At 50.3% G+C, this 21,491-nt stretch carries 24 protein-coding genes; 12 read left to right on the top strand and 12 right to left on the bottom strand.

Features of this window, described 5'->3' with window-relative positions:
* Nucleotides 1-443: 443 nt before the first annotated feature.
* Nucleotides 444-1,871 carry a tryptophanase gene (locus QMA41_RS19460; RefSeq protein WP_021455644.1) on the top strand — a complete coding sequence of 476 codons (1,428 nt, stop codon included), beginning with the start codon at nucleotides 444-446 and terminating at the stop codon, nucleotides 1,869-1,871.
* Nucleotides 1,872-1,901: 30 nt separating this feature from the next.
* Here QMA41_RS19460 and QMA41_RS19455 read toward each other — a convergent pair whose 3' ends face one another.
* Entirely contained in the window at nucleotides 1,902-2,618 is a 717-nt protein-coding gene (locus QMA41_RS19455; protein ID WP_045985479.1) for a winged helix-turn-helix domain-containing protein, read from the bottom strand.
* A 431-nt stretch (nucleotides 2,619-3,049) separates the two neighbouring features.
* Between QMA41_RS19455 and QMA41_RS19450 the strand changes: the two genes are divergently transcribed.
* Nucleotides 3,050-3,457: a winged helix-turn-helix domain-containing protein gene (locus QMA41_RS19450; protein WP_019278044.1), complete on the top strand. Its 408-nt coding sequence runs from the start codon at nucleotides 3,050-3,052 to the stop codon at nucleotides 3,455-3,457.
* Between the two features lie 35 nt (nucleotides 3,458-3,492).
* Here the strand turns inward: QMA41_RS19450 and QMA41_RS19445 are convergent, their stop codons facing one another.
* Nucleotides 3,493-3,642, bottom strand: coding sequence for a hypothetical protein (locus QMA41_RS19445; RefSeq protein WP_155396066.1), 150 nt, complete (start codon nucleotides 3,640-3,642; stop codon nucleotides 3,493-3,495).
* 2 nt (nucleotides 3,643-3,644) lie between these two features.
* Between QMA41_RS19445 and QMA41_RS19440 the strand changes: the two genes are divergently transcribed.
* Nucleotides 3,645-4,346, top strand: a complete 702-nt coding sequence (locus QMA41_RS19440; protein WP_019278043.1) for a hypothetical protein — start codon at nucleotides 3,645-3,647, stop codon at nucleotides 4,344-4,346.
* A gap of 238 nt (nucleotides 4,347-4,584) precedes the next feature.
* Here the strand turns inward: QMA41_RS19440 and QMA41_RS19435 are convergent, their stop codons facing one another.
* From QMA41_RS19435 to QMA41_RS19405, 7 genes are all read right to left on the bottom strand, one after another.
* On the bottom strand, nucleotides 4,585-5,307 hold the full coding sequence (locus QMA41_RS19435) for a protease inhibitor I42 family protein (RefSeq protein WP_281630381.1): 723 nt from the start codon (nucleotides 5,305-5,307) through the stop codon (nucleotides 4,585-4,587).
* Between the two features lie 122 nt (nucleotides 5,308-5,429).
* On the bottom strand, nucleotides 5,430-6,110 hold the full coding sequence (locus tag QMA41_RS19430) for a choloylglycine hydrolase (protein ID WP_235676633.1): 681 nt from the start codon (nucleotides 6,108-6,110) through the stop codon (nucleotides 5,430-5,432).
* 292 nt (nucleotides 6,111-6,402) lie between these two features.
* Complete coding sequence (locus QMA41_RS19425; RefSeq protein ID WP_281630380.1) at nucleotides 6,403-6,735, bottom strand: hypothetical protein; 333 nt, start codon at nucleotides 6,733-6,735, stop codon at nucleotides 6,403-6,405.
* 71 nt (nucleotides 6,736-6,806) lie between these two features.
* Complete coding sequence (locus QMA41_RS19420; protein WP_235676631.1) at nucleotides 6,807-7,109, bottom strand: hypothetical protein; 303 nt, start codon at nucleotides 7,107-7,109, stop codon at nucleotides 6,807-6,809.
* On the bottom strand, nucleotides 7,096-9,834 hold the full coding sequence (locus QMA41_RS19415; protein ID WP_235676630.1) for an RHS repeat-associated core domain-containing protein: 2,739 nt from the start codon (nucleotides 9,832-9,834) through the stop codon (nucleotides 7,096-7,098). Before QMA41_RS19415 ends, QMA41_RS19420 begins: the two co-directional genes overlap by 14 nt.
* Nucleotides 9,835-9,850: 16 nt before the next feature.
* Nucleotides 9,851-11,440: a DUF6531 domain-containing protein gene (locus QMA41_RS19410; protein ID WP_281630379.1), complete on the bottom strand. Its 1,590-nt coding sequence runs from the start codon at nucleotides 11,438-11,440 to the stop codon at nucleotides 9,851-9,853.
* Between the two features lie 427 nt (nucleotides 11,441-11,867).
* Nucleotides 11,868-12,455, bottom strand: coding sequence for an outer membrane beta-barrel protein (locus tag QMA41_RS19405; protein WP_235676628.1), 588 nt, complete (start codon nucleotides 12,453-12,455; stop codon nucleotides 11,868-11,870).
* 410 nt (nucleotides 12,456-12,865) lie between these two features.
* On the opposite strand from QMA41_RS19405, the gene QMA41_RS19400 reads away from it, so the two are divergent.
* The 5 genes from QMA41_RS19400 to QMA41_RS19380 all read left to right on the top strand — a co-directional run bounded on the left by QMA41_RS19400 (nucleotide 12,866) and on the right by QMA41_RS19380 (nucleotide 16,437).
* Entirely contained in the window at nucleotides 12,866-13,642 is a 777-nt protein-coding gene (locus QMA41_RS19400; protein ID WP_171348588.1) for an alpha/beta hydrolase, read from the top strand.
* A gap of 34 nt (nucleotides 13,643-13,676) precedes the next feature.
* Nucleotides 13,677-13,973 carry an antibiotic biosynthesis monooxygenase gene (locus QMA41_RS19395; RefSeq protein ID WP_235676627.1) on the top strand — a complete coding sequence of 99 codons (297 nt, stop codon included), beginning with the start codon at nucleotides 13,677-13,679 and terminating at the stop codon, nucleotides 13,971-13,973.
* A 53-nt stretch (nucleotides 13,974-14,026) separates the two neighbouring features.
* Complete coding sequence (locus QMA41_RS19390; protein WP_281630378.1) at nucleotides 14,027-14,914, top strand: hypothetical protein; 888 nt, start codon at nucleotides 14,027-14,029, stop codon at nucleotides 14,912-14,914.
* 295 nt (nucleotides 14,915-15,209) lie between these two features.
* Nucleotides 15,210-15,719 carry a J domain-containing protein gene (locus QMA41_RS19385; protein WP_253822883.1) on the top strand — a complete coding sequence of 170 codons (510 nt, stop codon included), beginning with the start codon at nucleotides 15,210-15,212 and terminating at the stop codon, nucleotides 15,717-15,719.
* A gap of 115 nt (nucleotides 15,720-15,834) precedes the next feature.
* Nucleotides 15,835-16,437 carry a hypothetical protein gene (locus QMA41_RS19380; RefSeq protein WP_040122650.1) on the top strand — a complete coding sequence of 201 codons (603 nt, stop codon included), beginning with the start codon at nucleotides 15,835-15,837 and terminating at the stop codon, nucleotides 16,435-16,437.
* A 289-nt stretch (nucleotides 16,438-16,726) separates the two neighbouring features.
* Here the strand turns inward: QMA41_RS19380 and QMA41_RS19375 are convergent, their stop codons facing one another.
* Together QMA41_RS19375 and QMA41_RS19370 are read right to left on the bottom strand one after the other, a co-directional pair.
* Entirely contained in the window at nucleotides 16,727-17,446 is a 720-nt protein-coding gene (locus QMA41_RS19375; RefSeq protein WP_021455631.1) for an SIMPL domain-containing protein, read from the bottom strand.
* Between the two features lie 133 nt (nucleotides 17,447-17,579).
* Entirely contained in the window at nucleotides 17,580-18,290 is a 711-nt protein-coding gene (locus QMA41_RS19370; protein ID WP_019278054.1) for a helix-turn-helix domain-containing protein, read from the bottom strand.
* Between the two features lie 59 nt (nucleotides 18,291-18,349).
* Between QMA41_RS19370 and QMA41_RS19365 the strand changes: the two genes are divergently transcribed.
* Both QMA41_RS19365 and QMA41_RS19360 read left to right on the top strand, forming a co-directional pair.
* Nucleotides 18,350-18,706, top strand: coding sequence for an NIPSNAP family protein (locus QMA41_RS19365; RefSeq protein ID WP_095664897.1), 357 nt, complete (start codon nucleotides 18,350-18,352; stop codon nucleotides 18,704-18,706).
* Complete coding sequence (locus QMA41_RS19360) at nucleotides 18,687-19,004, top strand: antibiotic biosynthesis monooxygenase (protein ID WP_171353209.1); 318 nt, start codon at nucleotides 18,687-18,689, stop codon at nucleotides 19,002-19,004. The genes QMA41_RS19365 and QMA41_RS19360 overlap by 20 nt, the downstream gene beginning before the upstream one ends.
* A gap of 221 nt (nucleotides 19,005-19,225) precedes the next feature.
* Here the strand turns inward: QMA41_RS19360 and QMA41_RS19355 are convergent, their stop codons facing one another.
* Entirely contained in the window at nucleotides 19,226-19,453 is a 228-nt protein-coding gene (locus QMA41_RS19355) for a hypothetical protein (RefSeq protein WP_241762543.1), read from the bottom strand.
* Between the two features lie 105 nt (nucleotides 19,454-19,558).
* Between QMA41_RS19355 and QMA41_RS19350 the strand changes: the two genes are divergently transcribed.
* Both QMA41_RS19350 and QMA41_RS19345 read left to right on the top strand, forming a co-directional pair.
* Nucleotides 19,559-20,332 carry a ribonuclease T2 family protein gene (locus tag QMA41_RS19350; protein ID WP_281630387.1) on the top strand — a complete coding sequence of 258 codons (774 nt, stop codon included), beginning with the start codon at nucleotides 19,559-19,561 and terminating at the stop codon, nucleotides 20,330-20,332.
* Between the two features lie 59 nt (nucleotides 20,333-20,391).
* A complete protein-coding gene (locus tag QMA41_RS19345; protein WP_235676624.1) occupies nucleotides 20,392-21,276 on the top strand; it encodes an endonuclease/exonuclease/phosphatase family protein in 885 nt (294 codons plus the stop codon).
* Nucleotides 21,277-21,491 lie beyond the last annotated feature (215 nt).

Raw genomic sequence — 21,491 nt, 5'->3', positions numbered from 1 at the left:
GAGCGAGAAGTGATGTTGATGATTCAAGTTGTCATTGCTCAGGGTGAGCATGGTCGATAGTTTGGCTTTGTACGTCGCCGCTGCCAGTGGATTGACTGAACGAGAAGTGATGTTGATGATTCAAGTTGTCATTGCTCAGGGTGAGCATGGTCGATAGTTTGGCTTTGTACGTCGCCGCTGCCAGTGGATTGACTGAGCGAGAAGTGATGTTGATAGCTCAATGTTGTCATTGCTCAGGGTGAGCGGAGTCTGCCAAGTGGAAACGAGGGGGCTGTTGTAGGGACATTGTGGTGATGTACTCCCGTCTTTAATGACTAATAAATGATAATGAATCGTGAAGGGCGTTGTGGCCACGTACGTTAGGCAAGCACGTTGTTCGTTTGTCACTCGGGTTGGTACTTCGCTGAACGCAGTGCCAATCCATCAATGTTAGGAGTACTGTTATGTCAACGGAAAGCAGCACAACCGCCGCGTTCGCCTACAAAATCAAAACCGTCGAGCCCATCCGACTGTTATCCAAGGAAGCGAGAAAACAAGCCTTAATTGACTCTGGCTATAACCCTTTTGGCCTGAAAAGCCGTGAAGTGTATATTGACCTGCACACCGACTCAGGAACGGGAGCACTCAGTCAAGACCAATGGGCTGCGCTGATGATTGGTGATGAGGCCTATTCCGGGAGTCGAAGTTTTGAAGCACTCACTGAATCCGTCCGAGAAGTTTTTGGTTATGAGCACTTTGTGCCGACCCACCAAGGTCGAGGTTCGGAAAAGATTCTTTTCCCTATCCTCGTCAAACGTGTCAAGGAACGTCGAAGCGACGCTAACAAAGATGTCAAACCAGTGTTTATCTCCAACTTCCACTTTGATACCACTGCCGCCCATGCGGAGATCGCAGGGGCAAAAACCATCAACAGTGTGGTGGATGAAGCGTTTGATACCGCAAAAAGTTACCCGTTTAAAGGGAATCTGAACTTAGAAAAGGCGCAACAGCAAATCGAAGAGTTTGGTCCCGAAAACGTGGCTGGGTTGGTGATGACGATCACCTGTAATAGTATGGGTGGCCAACCGGTGTCGATGCAGAACTTGAGAGACACCTACGCGCTGGCGAAGAAGCATGACATCCCGGTGGTGATCGACGCCGCGCGCTTTGCCGAAAATGCTTATTTCATCAAACAGCGCGAAGTCGGCTATCAGGATGAAACCATCGCAGATATTGCCCTGGAAATGTTTACCTACGCCGACGTCATTACGGTGTCAGCCAAAAAGGACCCGATGGTGAACATCGGGGGGCTATTAGCGGTCAGAAAGGATGACGATATCTTCCGTCAGGTTCAGGTACTGTGTATTTTGAACGAAGGGTTCATCAGCTACGGTGGCTTGTCGGGACGAGATATCCAGTGCTTGGCGGTCGGTTTGAAAGAGGCCGTGGATGAAAACTATCTCCATGCACGGGTCAGTCAAGTCGAGGCGTTTGGCCAAGAGCTCATAGAGGCTGGCATCCCGATCCAAACCCCAGTGGGTGGCCACGCCATTTTCGTTGATGCGGCGCAGTTGCTTCCCCACATCCCCAAAACTCAGTTTCCCGGTCATGCGTTAGCGAATGAGCTGTATCTGGAAGGTGGAGTGAGAAGTGCCGAAATTGGCTCTTTCTTAATAGGGCGCGATCCGGATACAGGAGAACAGAAGGAAAGTGGGGTGGAGTTGACACGGTTAGCGATACCAAGACGTGTCTACACCAACGATCAGCTGTCGTATGTGGTGGAAGTGCTGCGCCGCATAAAAGCGAGGGCATCTGAGGTGGGTGGCTATGAATTTGAATATGAACCCCCGGTCCTGCGTCACTTCTTGGCGAGACTAAAACCCATTCAATAAATCACGTCGCTTAGCCACGATGTCGCCTTCTTAATCAACAGCCCCAGCCAACTCGGTTGGGGTTTCTTCGTTGTCAGTCAGGGTTAATTGGTAACCCTTGTTGCGCTCAGTGCGGATGTACGTGCGTCCCAATTGGTCGCGCATTTTGCGTCGCAGCCGACAGACTAATACGCGCACCGCATCATGATTGATCAGCTGGCTTTGGCGTATCGACACGGCGATATCATCCAATGAAGCAAATCGATTGACGTTCAACATCAAATACGCCAGCAGATCGAATTCGGAGTTGGTCAGTGGGATCAGCGTATTGTCGCATCGCAGTGTTTGGTCATGAACGTGTAATTGCAACGGACCAAAAATCAAATGGCTTTCTGAAAGGGCACCATGATGCCAGCGCTCTAGCGTGAATCTAAGTCGTGTTTTCAACTCCAGTGTGGGCGTTGGCATTACCACCCAATCCAGCATGCCTGTAATAGGGTAGGGGATGGACTGATCTGACGGTAAGTGCTCTGTTAGCCAGATCAGTGGGGATGGGAAGTAAGGTAAGTGTGATGAGGTTAGGAGATCAACTAAGGCATCAAGCGAGCGCATCACGAGAATGCAGTCATAGCTTCTGAGCATGGGGATGGTAAAGAATTCACCGTTCTCATAAGACGTTTGTACCTCATATTGAGGAATGCTCGTCAATTGCTGGATAATGTCTTGCCCACTACGCAAAGCAGAATCCAACAGTAATAAAATTTTCATGGTGCACGTCTCACATCATTCTGTGCAACCACCATGTCATAAGCAATGAGTTTCGCAACTTATTAGTGATTTTTAACCTCAAATGCGCAAGTGCATTGTAAAAAGTCGTAAAGAAATTTAAATGTGACAGTGTGACTTTTAATGTTCAATGAAATCAGCATGGTAGATGAGAAAAGGGCTCTTTTGGAAAAGGATTGTCGGGCTATTGATTTAATAATAATTAATATAATTTAGTTTTGTGATGCGAAGGCGCTGGCTAATAAAAACTAATTAAATGATAAATCAGAGTTTTCTGATAAAGAGTCAACATTTGTGCCTATTTTTCAACGAAAAACGCAAAGCAGTTGCTCTAATATACTGATTGCAATAATAAAATAATTTATTTCAAATAGAAGTCATTGCGGAGAGGGGAGAAAACAGAAGGAGGAGTCATGACGGCCGTTGAATGCACCAAAATTTCGTGCGCGTTTTGCCGGGAAATCCGCTTGATTGAGCAGGTGTTAGGAATTCAAATTCGTTCGACCAATGGCAAAATGTCCATCGTCAAAGACAATCGGCGTATCGGGTGCAGTCTGAATGCAGTGCGAGCGATGTGCTACTTCTGCAAAATGCAGGACTGCCTCGTAACGAAGTCAGAAATCGAAGATTACGTCTGGCAAGGCGGGATCGTCGGCATGAGCAGCTTGCCAGTACTGATGCATGAAGTCCGACGCCTGATTGAATCCGGACCCTACGAAATCGTCACGCTCAGAAACAAAGGGTTTGTCTTTCATAACGCAAGAAACAAGCGCTTGATTGATCAGCGGCCATTTGTCCTACTGCAACCTTCAACGGGTTAAGTAATAAAGCAATATAAAGATTTTTAATGCGGAATTCAGGTGAGCTTTCCGTAAGATAGCAATTTCTGGATCAATCCTGCCGTCAGGACGTGTCGTGTGGTGGCGGCAGTGTTTTTGGAGCGATCAACACCAGACAGACGTGCTGACTCCCCTGCAGCAGGGTTGGTCCAGTTCTTAGGACTCACACATGTGCGTCCTTGCCTTGCCATGTGAGGTTGCCATGTCCCCATACTTTGTTCGTCCTTTTGTTCTAAACTCAAATCAACGACGTGTTACTGTGGCCCGCCGAGGGTTCCTCTATCGTGGTTGTCATGAGCAGGTGTTGAACGAGCTTCAAGCTTCCTCTGGTAAAGTCGTGCAAATGACGCTGAACTCGTCGCAGTATCAGCTGTTCGGTCCACTCGGTTATGGGGTCCTCGTCAAGCAAAGTTGTCCGGATAAGTGGTTTTCGTCCGTCGCACTGCACAGCGATCGGACACTCAACGTTACCGACTGGCTGACTCGAGACATGCTGGTATCCCAAGGTCGACATCTGATGATTTGTCTATGTACCGACGGAGATGTGCCGTCGTTTCGTGAACGGCTTCGCCAGTTAACATGGCTTGAAGACACCGTTTGTGTGCTTGGACTGCGCGTCCAAGGCACTTTGTGTGTGTCGATTGAAGATCGCCGTGAAAAAGGGCACGCTAAGCCGCAGCTTGATGTCGACAGTATGGCGGTGTCAACGCCGTTGTCACACCGAGATACGCAGTACATATCCACTATGTTATATCAGATCATCATGGAGTGCTTTGTGATGGGGTTTCGTTCAGAAGATGAGAGCGTGATGCCCTGTCGACACTACAGTATTCAACTGTCCGGCTTTCGCTCGGTCCGGCATTGGCCATGAGCAGGCCTCCTTTAGGCCTGCATGACACGAGTCAAACTCACTTGCTGAACGGGTGCACGTTGACACGATAGGGGATGTGTCCTTGTGTGTCAGAGTATCGCCGTACCAATCAAGCCACTTATCAGGTGAGTGGTCAGACTATCATCCTAGGTGTAAACCGTTTTGTAAGGGTGTTGTCCACTCGACCTGAGTCGACAACACCCTGCTTATGACGAGGTGTCTCACATTGAACAACCGGTTACGCGTGGGTTAACGCTGGCACTGGCTCGGTGATCTCGTGCTCGTTGTCAATAAAGCGCACGGCTTGGTAATCCCCCCGTTCGACCATGATGATTTTACTGAATCGGAATGTGGTACCGACAGTAGGGCGCTGTTCAGTGCGGTAATTAAGCACTAAAGTGTCATTTTCGATATAAGGTGGGGTGTTGAACGCGTACTCAGTGATGGCCTGAGCTTCGGGCTCGACCACAGCAACCACCAAATGTTGCTTGAAGTCCTTCTCGGTGAGCCAGGTTTGAGGCCCCATGGTTGCCGCAGGGTGGAAAACCGACTGGAAGGCTTTCAGATCATCAAACACGAAATAGCGTTGTTCGTCCGCAGGTAGCGTGTTGCCACTGAAGTAATTGTTGATGACCTGATAGGACACCTCATGGTCATGCTCGCTGACGGTCACCTCAAATTGCTGAGTCTCAACCGCTTCGGTCTCCCAAACGCGCATCAGAACGAATTCAAGCAATTGCGGCTGAGTGGTCGTGGCGATCGCTTTGAAGGTGAATGCCTGGGTGTTACCGTAGCCGACGACGTGTCTTGGATGCGGATCTGGGTACACCTCTGTGCCCACTAGCATCAGGCTAGAGGGTAACGTTTTTAGACACCAATTCATACCAGTGGATGCATTGCCTTTGAGTTCGATTTGAAAAGTGCTGCCCTTTTTGATGTGTTTTTGTTGGAGTGTGGTCATTGGTTTTCTCCTGACGTTGAATAATAAAAAGGCGTATGCCTTGTCCCGCATGTGAATGTGATTGTTTGCGTGACGTCCATACTCTAGGCAGGATGAGGCGTCCAGGCAGTATCAATTCGGTATCATTCAATGTGTCGAGCGATGAAGACGCTCTCGGATAAAAACCGGTTGGTGGTAGGGAGCGTGTCAATCACCACTTGGTACCCATCGAAACGGAAAGCAAAAGGGAGGTGGGTGACGTTGGCAAGAGAAGGGGGCAGGGCTGAGCAATGAATGTGCAGCGTTTGCTGCGTTTTGGTGAGAACGGCGCGGCGATGGTGCGCGTCGCTCAGATGGAGCTGCCAATCCATTGTCTGACCGTTGGCTTCAAGGAAAGGAGCATCAACTACATAAACGGGGTATGAGCAAAAAAAGCGCACCATGGCGTCAATGTCGTCAAATGCTGAGAGAATGAAGGTCCCGATGTGCGCTTGGCTGAGCACAAAGGCGTTCGTGGGGATGGTCAAGGTTGAGCGTGGGCGGACCTTGTCATTGCTTATGCGGAGTGCAAGCTGTAAGCCAGCTTCGTTCTTCCCTTGTTGCGTCATTAAATCATGAGGCAATGCGTCCGGAAATGTTTGATGAGAAAAGGCAAATTGCCCAGACCAAATAGCGCGCAGAGGGGCGGTATCTGGTTCAGGTTGCGCGCTCACGTCAAACACTTGTTGGGTGCGAAACCAAGTTGAAGAGGAGATCTGAAACGCCAAAGGTGAAGAGATAAAGGGATGAGGCATTGGTCGTTCGGGATGGGTTAACAAAAGCATGTCTTTTCCACGGTAACGATAGGGGTGGTTTTATTGAGCCCTGTTTTTATCGGCTGCGCAGTCTCATTTCGGTATCAAATGTACCCGGGCTCGCGGTTCTCTTTGCTACGACGATACCACCGTTGATAGGAGTCCTCGTGAGCTTCAGATCTAACGTAACGTTGGAGAGTGAAGGAGGCAGATTCAGAGTACGGAAATATTCTTCTTTCATACCTCGGTTCCTAAGGCAGCCCACAGAAGAACAAGTCAAATTTCTCCTTCTGTGGGTCATGATGTAGAGCGTTGCCGATCGTTAGTGGTGGTAGACGAACCAATTATCGTCTAGGCGTTGCCATTTCTTGCTCGCACCCGTTCCAGCAATTTCGCTTGGTGGAGTCTCTGGGAAGTAACCATAGATGCTGGAATGATCGGTTGGTTTTGCAAAGACGACATAACCGTTGTGTTTGCTGGCAGAATAACCTGCAATTGGTTGATCCCCCTGTGGAGTATTTTCTTCACGCAAAAGCCGCTCGGCATAGGCCTCTGCTTCGTCTGCATGGAACATCTCCCATCTTGAATCTTTGTCCGAGAAAAACACACCAATCACACCGACAAATAGAATCATTATTAACAAGGAAAACTTCATTTAGTGGCCTTATCGTACACAGTTATTAAGTATTAAAGTGGCATCCTGACAGATGCCACGCGTGAGACGCCTTATACAAGTGGCTGAAAAAAGCGAATGACCTCTTTCCACATGAATACGAGGTTTCCTCCTTTATCGATAAACAGATACCAGACAGATACCGCTAAGCTAAAAGATCCACAGAAAAAAACTTCCAAGGCATTGTTGCCAATTGATCGCGTCCTGAGATCGGAAGGTAGCTTCTGAAAACGATACTTCATGAACAGTTTCACCCCTTTTATCGTATGGATGATACCCACTGGTAACCCCACCAATAACATTGCGATTGTGAAAGGAACATAGATTAAAAAGTCAACGATATTATTGATTTCCAACGATTCCTCCTAGAGCTGCACCAACTGCACTTCCATGGGTTCCATAGTTCACGCTGACTTTAACAGAAGGGTCGAACACAGTAGTGTTTGGTGCTTTGTAGATGTTCTGACCTAATTTACCTATCCGTTGACCGACCAGACCTCCGGCCCCTCCAAGCGCTGCACTTCGGATTACTTTTGATGAATCAATACAATCTGTATTTCCACCTGCGGCTTCTTGATACGCGGCGTTAGTTGCACCAGCAGCCGCGCCGAAAAATATGGCTTTGGCAGCAGTGGAACCGAAGCCGCCAAGGGCACCGGTAGCTGCTGCCATGAAAAGGCGGCCGCCATCGATTTGACCTGATTGATATTGTTGATAGCCTTCAAACGATAAATTGACTGCCGCTCCGATGAGTTGAGGGACCCACAAGCCTAGTGGATCGGTGTGGATAAGAGGGTTTTGATACGCATAACCATAAGTATTCATTCCTCCGACTAAACCAACGGGGTCCGATTGTAGGTACCGTCCAGTGCTAGGGTCATAATTCCTAAAATAGTTGTAGTGCAAGTTGGTTTCGAGGTCGTAATATTGGCCAGGAAAACGCAAGTTGAACCTGATATTGCGGGCCAAACCAAAAGGTGTTGGCTCATTTTTCCACACGATTTCGCGATTGTTATTTGTCAGTAATATGGGGGTGCCCAAATGATCGTTGTGGATGCCGAACACTTCTTCGGTACTACCGATTTTGTCTATATAGGCGATAGGAGCGCCATGCAAATAGACATACTGGCGCATTAGTTCTCCTGTCTCTGGGTCTATTTCAGCAGACAATTGGCCTGTTGTTGTGTAGATGTAGTATGTTTTTTGAGACGGGGTTTGTTTTATGACGCGCTGACCCAAGCCGTTATAACGATAGGTGGCCACTGTCTCGCCGTTGACCGTCACTTCGCCTAGTCTATTGTCTGGGCCATAGTGGAACTCAGTTGAGATTTCACCATTGACCTTCTTTCTTATATTGCCATTGTGATCGTATTCATACGTTGTACGTCCTTGCGTTAACAACCGGTTACTGTCCGTGGCATAACTGAGAGTTTCATTCACACTGACGGTGCGCTTTGCAGTGCGATTACCGACAGGGTCGTAGTTAAATTGAACATCACCATAGGAGCCATTCGCTTGCTTCAACCGATTGAGAGTATCATAGAGGAAAGATTGCGTAGAATAATCGTCACTCCGGTTAATGATGCTTTCAATATTGCCGTTGGCATCGTAGTCGTAGCCTCTATCTAATAGAGTCATTTTGTCATTCCCAACCGTTAAACCCGACAGTCGATAATTCATATCATACTCGTGTTGCACAAGCATGTTTCCAAGAGTTCTCATTTGAGTCATCGGCCCAAAGGGGAGGTAAGTGACGTCGCTGGCAAGTGCGATTGCCTGCCCGTTCTTACTCGTGGTCATTCCATGAATTTGGCCAAGATCGTTGTATGTATAATGAATACTGCGGCCATTTGAAAAGTTTGTCTGGCTTAGTCTTCCAAATGAATCGTAGGAATAGCTGACTGTGTAGGTTCGATTATCATAGGTATAGTTTGTTTGCGTTATGTCACCAGCTTCATTGTAGGTATGAGTCTGCTGACCTGAACCGTCCCGAATACTGGTTAAGCGACCAATGCCCTTATTGTTGTCACTTGTGTTGTCGTAGCCATACGTTACGTTGAAAGTCGAGTCTGGATACGAGATGTTTTGTAAGCGATTTAAAGCGTCGTATGTATAGGAGACCTCTACGCCTTTTGCATCTGTCTTCTTTGTCAGATTGCCAGCAGCGTCGTAATCAAATCGGGTTTCTCCTGTATCTGGGCTTGTTTGATGTGTGATGAAACCCAAAGGACTCCTGGTGTAGGTAGTTGTGAGTCCACGTTGGTCTGTGGCGGAAACGATCTGATTGTGTAGGTCGTATTGGCGTTGAACCGATTGCCTCTCCGGATCAATTTGGCGTGTCAATCGATTGAGAGCATCATACGCAAACACAGTTTCATTCCCTTGCCCATCGATCTGTCGATCTGGATTAGCGTTCACATCGTATCGATAGGACATTTGCATGGAACCGTCGGCTTTCAGCGTCGACAGTAGGCGGTTAAGTTCGTCGTAGGTTTGGCGTTGAGAGAAAGTGATGCTGCCAGAAGCCGAAACAATACGATGCTCTGTCAGATTGTTCGCCGCATCATAGTCATATTCAATGCGATCACCCTGGTCGTTAATAACAACTTTCAAACGTCGAGCGTCGTCGTACTCAAACGATAACGTCTGATTGCCCGGGTTTGTAATTTTGGTGACTTGACCGATATTATCGTATTGGTAGGTTGTGGTGAGACTGCCCGTGGATAGCGTTCGCGTGCTAGAGCGCAACCAACCTTTAGAATGGTATGAGAGTAAAGTTTCTATGCCATTTTCGTCGACGATCTTGCTGGGTAAACCGCGGTCATTGTATTCTAGAAAGCGCTGACGGTGGCCCAATGGATTTGTTATCTGGTCTAAGTAGCCGTTTGCGTTGTAGTCATACAGACTGACATCGACAACATCAATGCGAGGGCCATCAACGGTAGCCAACTGGCCAGCAGCAACGCTACCAGCAGGATGATAGCTGTATACTGATGCTTGTTCTTGAGGTATCTGCGCCTTAACCGACGCACATGTGAAGGCCAACAATAGCCCACACGGAAGATGTGACGTATTTCTCATCGTAGATTCCTATGTTCTAGTTATCGTTATGGGTTTGTTGTGCGGTGAACCGAGTGCTTAAGAGCTGGCCATCATCATTGTATTCATGGAGAGTGACTCTATCTGTTTCGGTTATTGACACTGGCAAAGGAAAGACATCATGCCACTTGAAGTGGGTGATTCGCTCTACGGATGTGCCTTCGGCTTCGGTTTTTGTTGTGACTAGGCCTCTTGAGTTGTAATCAAATCGCGTTACGTAGCCTTTAGGATCGGTGATGGTTTCTTTCAAGCCTTGGCCGTTGTAGGTGTATTCACTTCTCGTCGCTGAACAATTGGCTGTTGCGGCACCCTCCACCTTGATTTGTTTTTTTACTCCCTGAATATCAACAAAATAGTACGTGGCTTTTAACCCTAAAGAGTTGGTAGTAGTGACCGTTCCATCAGCATTGTATTCGACCTGGCCGATATCAACGCCACCTGCATGTTGTGAACTGATTGCCCGCCCATCTGAGTCGTAAGTCCACGTGGCATACCTGACACCATTTTCGTCTGTGATTCCTGTTAATGCATGGGGGTGTTTGGTGTCTTCATAGTGATAAAGTTGCACCACTGCATCTGAATACCAGCGACTTAGTGTAGCCCAATCTGACTGCATAACTTCATCTGGCCACGAACTAGCTGTCGTGACCTTAAAGTTCGACGCGTCTTCGAAATAAGCGACGTATTTGAGCTGATCTTGATTATAGCCGTAGACAAACCGCTCCTGACTGCGTGTGGTTGCACTGTTCAATCGGCCTGTGTCGTCATAAGTAAATGAGAGGTTATCGCCAGAACTACTTTCGATTGCTATTACTCGTTCTCCCTGATAGTGATAACGGTGAATGATTCCAAATGCACTGCTCTTGCTGATTATTTGTCCTTGACTATTAAATAGCAGTTGCTCGGAACCGTTACGTAATAACCAATCACCGTTTGGCCGTGTGGTTAAGGACATAAATGGTCGATGTGGTACACGCCATTGATTACCATCTTGGTTGAAAGTGATCCCTTTACCATCTTCTGTCGCCCACAGTGTCGTCTCTGTATTAAACGTTAACTTTGTATTAGTCGAAAAACGCCACCCTTTGAGTTGACTGTTGTAATAACGAGATAAAGTAAGAGGGTATATGCCTTCACCAACGTAATCGTTGACTTTCTCGTATTTGTTGCCATTGGATATGTTGATGGGATTTTTGAAGCAATTCTCTTCTTCTGGTTCTCCACTCTCTTCATCTTCTGGCTCTTGACTCGATTCTGGCTGTGGCTCCGGCTCTGGTTGAGGTTCTGGCTCTGGTTGAGGATCAGGAGTTGGTAATACAGGGATGTTGATGGATTCACCACCACCACCACCACCGCCGCCTGGTCGTGTTCCAATTCCTGGACCGAAACCAGGGTCGAAGATAGGGAATACAGGGTCGGGAAGAGGGCTTGCTGTAACGATGACTGGTTCAAAGACAGATACGCCGCCGCCGCCGCCGCCGCCGCCACCGCCGCCACCACCACCATGGCAGCTACCACCACATTCTGGACCGCCAATTGCGAAATGGATTGGGCTTGCACCGCAAGCTATGACAATTATATAAGCCAACTTATTTCTTTTTTTATACATGTAGTTCACTAAACAAACTTGAATTTGAGGATGTAAATATTCTCTCTATCAATGAGAGGTCGCAAAAGATAATGCAAATGATAATGAGTTACAATTCATTTTAAGTAGTTAAAAAGAACTATTTTTTAATGATAAGATTATCAAAACTAACTTTCTTACAATGACTTAACAACGTTAAGGGGGAAATCATACGCTGTGCCTAATACTGAGTATCAGTCGGTTTGATAGCCTGTATGGTATGCAGTCGTTCTTCGTGGTGGCAGAGGGGAGTACTGTGGGTGTCTGGTCGATAGAAAAAAGGTACTAACCGTGTAGCGATGTTGTAAGGAGGAATGCAAAGCTCTGGTTAGGGTGGTGATCTTGAGACATTTTAGAAAGGCACGGGTAATACCCATGCCTTCTTGTACTAGAAGTGGTAGCTCACACCCAGTGATAACACGTTGATTTCTGCATCAATGCTTGCTGTGGCGCTGCCCGCTTTCAGCAGATCCAATTCCGGTTTCATGTACTCCCATTCGGCCATGACGCGCACGTTCGGAGTCAGGGCGTATTCAGCACCGAGGCCAAATTTGCCTGTCACTGTCTCATCCGATACGGTGTAAAGGCTTGACTTGAATTCCGCCCCAAAGTACGCAAAGCCGCCTTTTGCAAACAGGTTGAACTGCTCGCCGATTGGCAACATGCCTTTGGCTTGCACTGCCGCGAACTTCATGTCGCCCACCGATACCGTTTGACCATCGAGCGCATCATATCCGCCAATCGATCCCTCGATAGCGATGTACTGGTTGAACTCGTAACCACCAAATAGCTTGATTGCCGGGCTGTCGTCGTCGGAGATCTCAAGTGACTGGCTGGTCGAGTAGATCGGAGAAGATAGGTGACCCTGGATGTTGTCGAAGCTAGCTTGGCCTGCCGACAAACCCAGATAACCGTTGGCGCTGGCTGTGGTGCACGCGGCAAAAAGTGCTGCTGCAAGTAGGGTTTTCTTTAACATTGTGATTAACTGCCTATCGTTTATTGTCATTTATCAAAAGTCCACGTCCTTGGGCAGCCAATGTTGTCCTTTTCATTGGGTTTCGAAACGCAGTGATAGTAATCAATCGATATCGGTTAAAACATGTAGAATTTGGATGAATTTTTACCTTAATTCGTCACAATCATTCATAAGTTGTCATCAAAAGGCAGGAGGGGAGTGAAGGATTACTGTACGTCGAGTTTGTATTTTTGATAGTATTGTCAGAGGTTTAGAGTCAGGTTCGACGTCAAGAGCTAGGCGAATTGGGGACCGTATCACCCAATGAAAAGCCCTTTGCCTTCATGAATTGGGCTGGGCAAGCAAATAGGTATGGACAAATCGCTGTCACTCACGACCTTACATGGCACCAATAATACAAGTAGGAACCAATGAAAGAATTTCAGGACACACAGAGCGGTGCGATCCTGCGCTACCACGATCTCCCGGGCGACGGGACCCCGATTGTCTTTATTCACGGCTTAGGGTGCGCCTCTTCGCTTGATTACCCCCAAGTGGCGGCGGCCCCTGGTTTGGATCGCCATCGTCGCATTCTCATCGATATGCTGGGCTCTGGGTTTAGCGATCAACCCGACACGTTCAGCTACACCATAGATGCTCACGCCGCCTTGCTGGCGCGTTTGATCCAGGACTTAGCGCTAGGCGCCTTTTTTCTCTTTGGCCACAGCATGGGCGGCGCCGTGGCGACCAACGTCGCGACTCGCCTCGAAGACCAAGGCTTACAGGGGCTCATTCTCAGTGAAGCGAACTTGGATGCGGGAGGTGGGTTCTTTAGCCAACAGATTGCCGCGTATTCAGAGGCCGACTATCTTAAAGTCGGGCATTCGCGACTCATACAGAGCAGTCGTGCTGAGGGCAATGGCAATTGGGCAGCTGGTCTTGCCACCAGTGCACCACTGGCTATTCATCGTGTTGCGCAGTCTTTGATCGCCGGGCAACTGCCCAGCTGGCGCGAGCGTTTGTATGCGCTTTCTGTGAGCAAAACGTATCTGTTTGGCGAGCATTCGCTGCCCGATCCCGATAAGGCCATTTTGGACGCCGCGTCCATTGATATCGGCATTGTCCCAGACGCCGGACATTCGATGGCGTGGGAAAATCCCCAAGGGCTGGCGGACGCTCTACTGACGGCGATCCAACGGGCCGATTGAAGACCTCAATAAACCGAGATTAGGAGAGTGCTAGATGTTCAGAGTGATCTACGAATGGCGCGTGGCCGCCGAGAAAATGGCCGATTTTCAACACGCTTGGCAAGCGGTGACGGACACCATACATGAGACGGTGCCAGGTGCGCTCGGCAGTGCCTTGTTCCGGTCCACGCAAACCCCAGATAAGGTGCTGACGATAGCCAAATGGCGGACTCAGAAAGATTGGGAGGTCTTCTGGGGGCAAAGCGACCCGGCGCCCATGCGGCCCTTGCACCTGTTGGGTGAGCGGATCGGTGTCGAGACGTTTGACGAAGTCGAGGATCGTACCCGATGAGGGCGAATCAAAGAGGGGCCACCGCGTTGCACGATTGGCCGTGGGGACGGTGGATGGTGCTTTTCATTGGTATGCTGACCTCGACGCTCAGTGCCGCTGCCTGTGATTCCGAAGAGATCCGCGCTGTTCGAGCCAGTGCGCTTGCCGCCTATCAGGCGAAGGCAGTCAGCGATGCAGCCCACCAGCTCAGCACGTTTTATGATGAGACGTGCGATTTTTACACCTTAGCGCAGTCGTCGGATGCGGTGCTCAATGAAGGACTGTGGTTGATCAGCGATTTGATGCTCTATCGCCGAAAGACCAACGCGATCTTAGCGTGTTTGTCGTTGGGCGATGAGGTGTATCGTTCTTGGATGGTCAGTGAGCCTTCACGTCACTTGCCCCGAGCCGAGCGAGCACTTCAAACCAACCTGACCCAATGTCGGCAAACATTAGAGACCCAGTTTGTCTCACCCCCACCTTGTCCTCTCTCAGATTATGACACGATGTTTGCGTTGCCGGCCTCCTGGCGTGAGCGTAACCCCCTGTTTCATGAGGTGGTGTGTGTGGCGCTGAAAGAGAACGATCGTAACCTCGTTGGAGGCCAACGAGATGGTCCCCAAACTCACAGTGAGGGAATGCAATCTTATTTGCAATTGGAGGTGCTGTACGTAAAAAACGTCACGTCCGCGCAAACCACGTCGGGGGACAATGGGGAGTGGGTCAATCAATACGGTCTCGACGTTGTGTACTTCTCCACGGCCCACGAGTCGCTCATCGGTGGTGAGCAGTGCTACGCGCTCAACCTCAAGGTGGGTCATGAAACCGGCACCCTCCTATTGGAAGGCGGGTCGCACTATTGTGAGGGCGGGACCGCCACGTTTGTCCACCGAATGATCGCCACGCTCGACTACCCCTTCCGAGTCCGCGTACTAGAACAACGAATGCATGCAGTGAAATAAACCCAGAGGGCGCGCTCACGGACGTTTTCACTAAACGGTCAGTGTTTATGCCTGTTTTTCCGAGCATGAGAACAGGGTCACTGAGTCAACAATTTCAATACTGCTAGGATTTCTGGCCAGCTGACGTGGGATCACTGTAGTCAGCTCAGCTTGAGGAGGGCCTCAACGCGGCTGGGATCATTACGGTCGCCCGCTCGACCCCCAACCAGAAAGGACAGAGCGTGACGGTGACGAGAGTCACTGAGCGCTGTGATCGTCGTTCGTCAATTGGTATGTCTGTAAACCTATGTTGGATATGTTTGTTACTGCTCACAGTGAGCAAAGGGCCGTGCTCTACGCAGGCCGTGAAACGCTGTCTGATAAGACGGCCAGGATCATGCTGCGTCGCCTTGACACCGAGTATTACACGCGCTCAGAACACCGACGAGTGAAAGAGGTGCTCACCAAACTGGGGTATTTGGCCCAAGAGAAAAGTCGGGAAGCGGAGCTGCTCGACAAAGCGAATGAGACGATCCGCAAAGCCAATGCCCGTATTCATGAGCTGAAGCAGCAACGCGATAAGGCCGAGCGCAGTGCCAGCGAATTAAAGAAACAAAACCAGGTATTGCATGGCCGTTTAATGTCAGCGGCGTGTTCCCTGTCAGATAAAGATATTTTGGGTTATGAGTCCCTGCCTTCTGGGCCGGAATTAAGGAAGCGCTACAAAAATCTCGCAGCGATCCATCACCCGGATAAAGGAGGCAGTAAGACCATGATGCAACGGTTAAACGATTCCTACGAAAAACTGAAAGCGCAAGTGGCTTAAAAGCAAGCGCCTCGTGGCTTTGCGAAGGGCAGACCACGGTGTTTGGTATAGGTCTCGTCAATGAAACGGGTGGGTGGTATTATGCGCCGCTTTAACGATAAGTGGATGTATTTTCATGGACGACCAACAACGTATCAAGAATGGCTCAGTACGCTCTCGCATTGTGCTTAGCGGGGTGCTGCTCTCATTGGCCGGCTGCGCCAATCACTACCAATTAAGCCCGGAAGCGGCGTACGCTGAGGTGATGGTGACGTCGACCAATGACTCAACACGGACGCTGCTGCGCGATAGTGATGTACTGATTTTCAGTCCGGAGTGCCAATTGATTGGGAACAGCCCTGTGATGGCTACACAAGGGGGAAACGACGAAAGCCATGTGTTTCCGGTCTTGCGAGTGCCGGTAGGTCAAGCCATTGCCTTAACATTGGCATACCGAGACGCACGACTTGGTGAGAATCGTGCTTGTGCCACCACCTTGATTTTTACGCCACAGAGCCACCATCGTTACACCCTCACACATACGGTCTCGAACCAGGTTAGGCAGTGCCGTGCCGACATGGTCGATGATACGACCGCTGCACAACCATCGTATGCGCTTGCGGATTATAGCTGCTCAATGCAAGGAAAAACCGCCGCGGGGACGAACTCCAAACCAATCAGGCATCGGATGAAAATGGAGAACGGCGTCGCCATCGCAGTCAAGGACGAGAATTGGTGAGACGCTTGCGCCCGCCTCCCCGCTGTTAGAAGTGACAATTATTGCGTGCGTTTATATGCACTGTTTATCATATAAATTTCGCGAAAGCGTCTAGACTGTGACCGTCTTTCTAACGGTAACAGGATGAAAGTATGACGGTCGCAACAAGAGCCGCCAAGCGGGTGGAATGGATCGCGCAATGTCTGCCTTTGGTGTGGTTTGTGCTGCTCGTTCTGGTGCAGCATTCATAAGGGGCAGTGCAAGCCTAGGCAAAGCCTGCGTCAAAAGGCTTTGCCGGGTCTGTGAGGGCTCAATCAGACAGATAGTACTGCACGGTCGATACGACCCGTACTTTCTTTATGTAGGGCGTGTTGCTGTCGCGATCATAAATCGAAAATTGCCCTTGGGTGGCGCGTTTGATTTTCCCCAGCGAGCTGTCTGAATCCTTGGCAAATTTCTCTGCTACTTCACGCGCATTTTTGGTGGCTTCTTCAATCATGTCGGGCTTGATGTCATTTAATTGAGTAAAGCTGTAGTCAACCCGGTTAGTGTAGGGATCTTGATTGAGCAGCACGCCTTGCTTGCCCAACTCGCCGATTTCGTTGATGGCCGCTCTCACCACTTCAATATTCTGACTGTACACGGTGAGGGTTCGAGTGGCTAAGTACCGGTACTCGATGTTCGGTTCCCCACCGTATTGCTGGGCTTTGCGATCAGTGACCGCAGGCGATGAGAGAGAGACGCTGGATGGGGCTAAGCCTTTGCGACTCAGAAAGTGCTGGACCAGGGCCGTCTGTTTATCAATCTCGTCAAACAAGACAGCCATATCATTCCCTGCGACCGTAAACTGAATCGGCCAAATCACGGTGTCTGCGGGGTATTCGCGTTCCGAGAGTCCCTTGACGGTGACGACACGCTCGTACGCTTTATACTGGATGGCGGTTTGCTGGATAAAGAATCCCAGCACCCCCAAACCGATAATCAGACACAGACCTAACCATATTGATGATTTCGTGGACATTCGCTCCATTTCTCCTCCTCGTCGCGTCGCTGTCAATCGATAGGATGGCGATCATAACCAGGGCATGTCAATGCTGTGGCATAGAAACGTTAAGATTGACCCCAATGATGGGTTGCAATCAGGGCTGCCAAGCAAACGATGTTTAACCGCTTTTCTTGGCAGTCGCATCAAGTTGATAGGCTCGGGAGAAAGCGCTGAAGCCTGTGGGGGTAAACGCGATGGCTCGCGAGTCCAAATCACGGATGGCCCACTCGCGTGTGAGGAGATCGTCCAATATCCATTGCCCCAAGCTGCCCGCAAGGTGGCTGCGGCGCTCACTCCAATCTAAGCAGGCCTTGCAAAGCGGACGCCGAGCTGAGGTGAGGGCGTCAACCTCAGCCCCCAAACGTTCGAACTGACGGCGCCCTTCATCCGTTAGGTGGGTGTGATTGCGGTCTTCTGTCAGCCATCCGTTCGCGATCAAGGCATCGAATAGGTGCACCCCCAGTTCCCCCGCCAAATGGTCGTAACACACGCGCGAGCGCCTCAGGCGTGGGTCCGTCGTCCCCCGTAAGCGAGGTATTGCAGCGGTGACGGTCAGCAACTGCTCTAACAGTTCGGCCACCTGTGCGTCTTTTATCTGAAAATATCGGTGCCGGCCTTGTTTGCGCACGACGAGCAGCTCACCCGAGACTAACTTGCTCAGATGGCTACTGGCGGTTTGAGCTGTGATGTCGGCTTCTAGCGCCAGTTCAGTAGCGGTTAGCGCTTGGCCACCCATCAGCGCGGTCAGCATCCTAGCGCGCGCTTGATCGCCGATGAGGCCAGCCACCAGGGCAATGTTCGGTTCCATGGTCGTCAATTCGATGTGCATCGAAGCATCAATGAGTGAGGGCAGTAGACTGCCTCAAAAACCATAAGGAGACAACCACCATGACCATTACCTGTTTTATTGAGTATCGCATCGACCCGTTTCAACGGGAGGCGTTTGCCCATTATGCCGAACAATGGGGTGACATCATTCCCCAATGCGGTGGCGATTTACTCGGCTACTTCCTCCCGCATGAAGGCACGAACGATAGAGCTTATGGCCTCATCAGTTTTCCCAATCTGGCCGCGTATGAACGCTATCGCGAGCGGCTCGTTCGATCCGAAGCTGGCCGGGATAATTTTCAGTTTGCCCATGCCGAACAGTTCATCAAGCAAGAAAAGCGTTCATTTCTGCGTGTGCTTCCGGCTACCTATATGCGCCGAGCAGAGGGGGATGTGCATGATTGCCGTAATATTTGAGGTGACGCCAAAAAGTGGGGCGGCGCCGCACTATTTTGATTTAGCCAACCAGCTTAAGGAGGCACTACACCACATGGAGGGGTTTGTGTCAGTGGAGCGATTTCAAAGCCTTAGTCGGCCCGAGACTTTTCTCTCTCTGTCATTCTGGCGAAACGAGCAGGCGGTGGAAGCCTGGCGCACGCACTTCGCCCATCAACAGGCCCAGCAGCTTGGCCAAGCCTCGCTGTTTGCTGACTATCGCGTTCGGGTCGCGCATGTCGTTCGTGACTACGGTGTAAAGGAGGGGGGCTGTTGCTAGGAGGACTCAATAGCCTCAAGTCACTCAGAAATCGTCATTGTTGCCGCGGTAGCCTGGCTCTTTCCATTCCAAACCGGGAAAGAGCCAGGCTACGGATGTTGCGCTTAAAACAGAGGGAGTGTCAGTCTGCTGCCATCTGGATCACAGTTTGAAAAAGGAGTCGGGTCTATGCCCGAGCCTGCACTACGATTAAGCGGTCAACCTATCATCAATGCTCAACGTCAAAGGGAAAGCGCATGAGTCGTTTCAACTTGAGGGGCGTCCAATGGCACTGGCTGCTGACTGTCTTGCTGATCAGTACGCTGGGCGCGCCGATAGCGAAGGGGGCACCCCAAGCGGCGGACGGCACCTTTGTCGCCAGCCAAGCTTGCCCGGCTTACCAGAGTAAGAATAAGCAGACCAATCCAGGTCAATGGCTGACCCAACCCCAGCGTCAGTATGCAATCCATGAGATCATTGGATCCCCGTCGCTCTCTTGGGTTCGGATCACAGTCCCCGGCGCAGAGCCGGCGTTACGTTGGGTAGCCGCCACCTGTGGAGAAGCGAACTATCAAGTGCGAGGAACGGAGGAGCGTGACGCTCTTAACGCCTTTTGCCGCACGCCCGGGATAGCGACGTCCTATGTGTTTGCTGTGTCTTGGCAGCCGGGGTTTTGTCAGACGGTGCCCCAGTACGATCCCAAGCAGAAACCGGAATGCGAAGTGCGCGATGACAGCGTTGGTTTTGCCCGTCATTTTGTTATCCATGGTCTATGGCCCAACCACCCTAAATGCGATGGACAGGGTCAGCGCCCCTGGTATGGCTATTGTGGCGAAGTCAAAGGTAAGCCCGCAAAGAACCCAAATGCGCCGACCTTTTGTGATTACCCGCCCATTGAGTTATCGGAAGACGTTCGTCGCCAACTAGGTCAAGCGATGCCAAGCGCAAAGTACGGTTCCTGCCTGCAACGACATGAATGGCACAACCATGGTACCTGTCAGACGGTTTGGTCGCCGGACGGTTATTACCACCAGTCCATGCGCCTGCTCGATCAGATTAACACATCGTCGTTTGCTCACTTTGTTCGAACCCACATCGGCCAAGAGGTGGCCGTCGTGGATCTCAGAGCAGCGTGGCAAGCGGCGTTTGGCCAAGACACTGATCAGCAGATAAGGCTCCAGTGTCGACCTCACGCCCAACGCTCCTATTTAACAGAACTTCAGATTGCCCTGCCGCTGGAGGTGGAAAGGGAGACCGATCTGGCGGCGTTGCTCCAGATGGTCACACAGGGGCAATTCGAGCAAGGGAAGTGCGGTAAAAAGGTGTACATCGACCCTATTGGGCGTTGATCTGACGCGCTTTGAAGACGGTCATGCCAGGCACTGCAACGCTAAAAAGGAGAAAGCGTATGCGATTGATAGTCGGAGTACTGATCACTGTGGGGCTGATCTCTGTTTTGAGTTCTGAGCCTTGGTCTGCGTTATCTGCCGACAAGAGCGTCACACCATCAGGCGAAGCGTATCTCGCGCCCGATGGCCTTCACGTGATCTCTTGGAACATCCAAGTATTTGGACGCAGCAAAGCGAGCAAGCCTCAAGTGATGGCCCACATTGTGGAGACTCTTCAACATTATGACCTGATAGCCATTCAGGAAATCCGTGACAAAAGCCAAACCGCGATTCAGCAACTGCTGGAGGCGCTGAACAACGCGAGCCAACACACCTACACCATGATTGTCGGTGAGCGGCTTGGGCGCAGTGCCAGCAAAGAGCAATACGCGTATGTGTACCGCGTTGATGTGCTCACGCCGCTGCGTTTCTATACGGCTGATGATCCCGACGATGTGTTTCACCGCGAACCCTTGGTGGCGCATTTTCAGTGCCCAGCCTGTGTCTCACCAAACTTTATTGTGGTCAACGTGCACACCGACCCCGATGAGGCGCATGAAGAAGTGGATGCGCTGAGTGACGTGGTCACGACTGCGATCCAAGCCTCCGCGATCCAAGACGTCTTGGTATTGGGGGATTTGAATGCCGACTGTGGCTACATGAACCAACATGAGCGCGAGAGTTCTCCGTTGTTTGGAGATGGGTTCACTATGCTCATTGGTGATGACGTGGATACCACCACAGGTAAAACGCATTGTGCCTATGATCGGCTGGTGGTGACCAACAGCTTGCTTCCTCGCGTTGAGCACGCTCGGGTGGTGGCATTTGATGACGATCTTGACTTGGATGAGGCGCAGACCAAGGCCGTCAGTGATCATTACCCTGTGGCGCTCACACTGTACTGAGGCTCGGCGCTTGAAGATGATCACAGTTCCGTGTTGAGAACGCTGGTCAGGTTGCGCGTGTGGAGGAGAGCCGGCACAAAGTCAGCATCGGATTCAGAACTAGAATTATATTAAACGTTGTGCATATTTAAGTGGTCTACGCTTAAAGTGTCCGATGACAAAAAGCAAGTGACGTCTGTCACGTATGGATTTAGCTGGCTCTCCCTAAGCCAGCT

Origin of the sequence: Vibrio sp. St2 (assembly GCF_947311885.1) — a bacterium.
Classification (GTDB): domain Bacteria; phylum Pseudomonadota; class Gammaproteobacteria; order Enterobacterales; family Vibrionaceae; genus Vibrio; species Vibrio coralliilyticus.
Note: the sequence above shows the minus strand (reverse complement) of the source record. Positions and strands in the feature narration are given on the sequence as shown.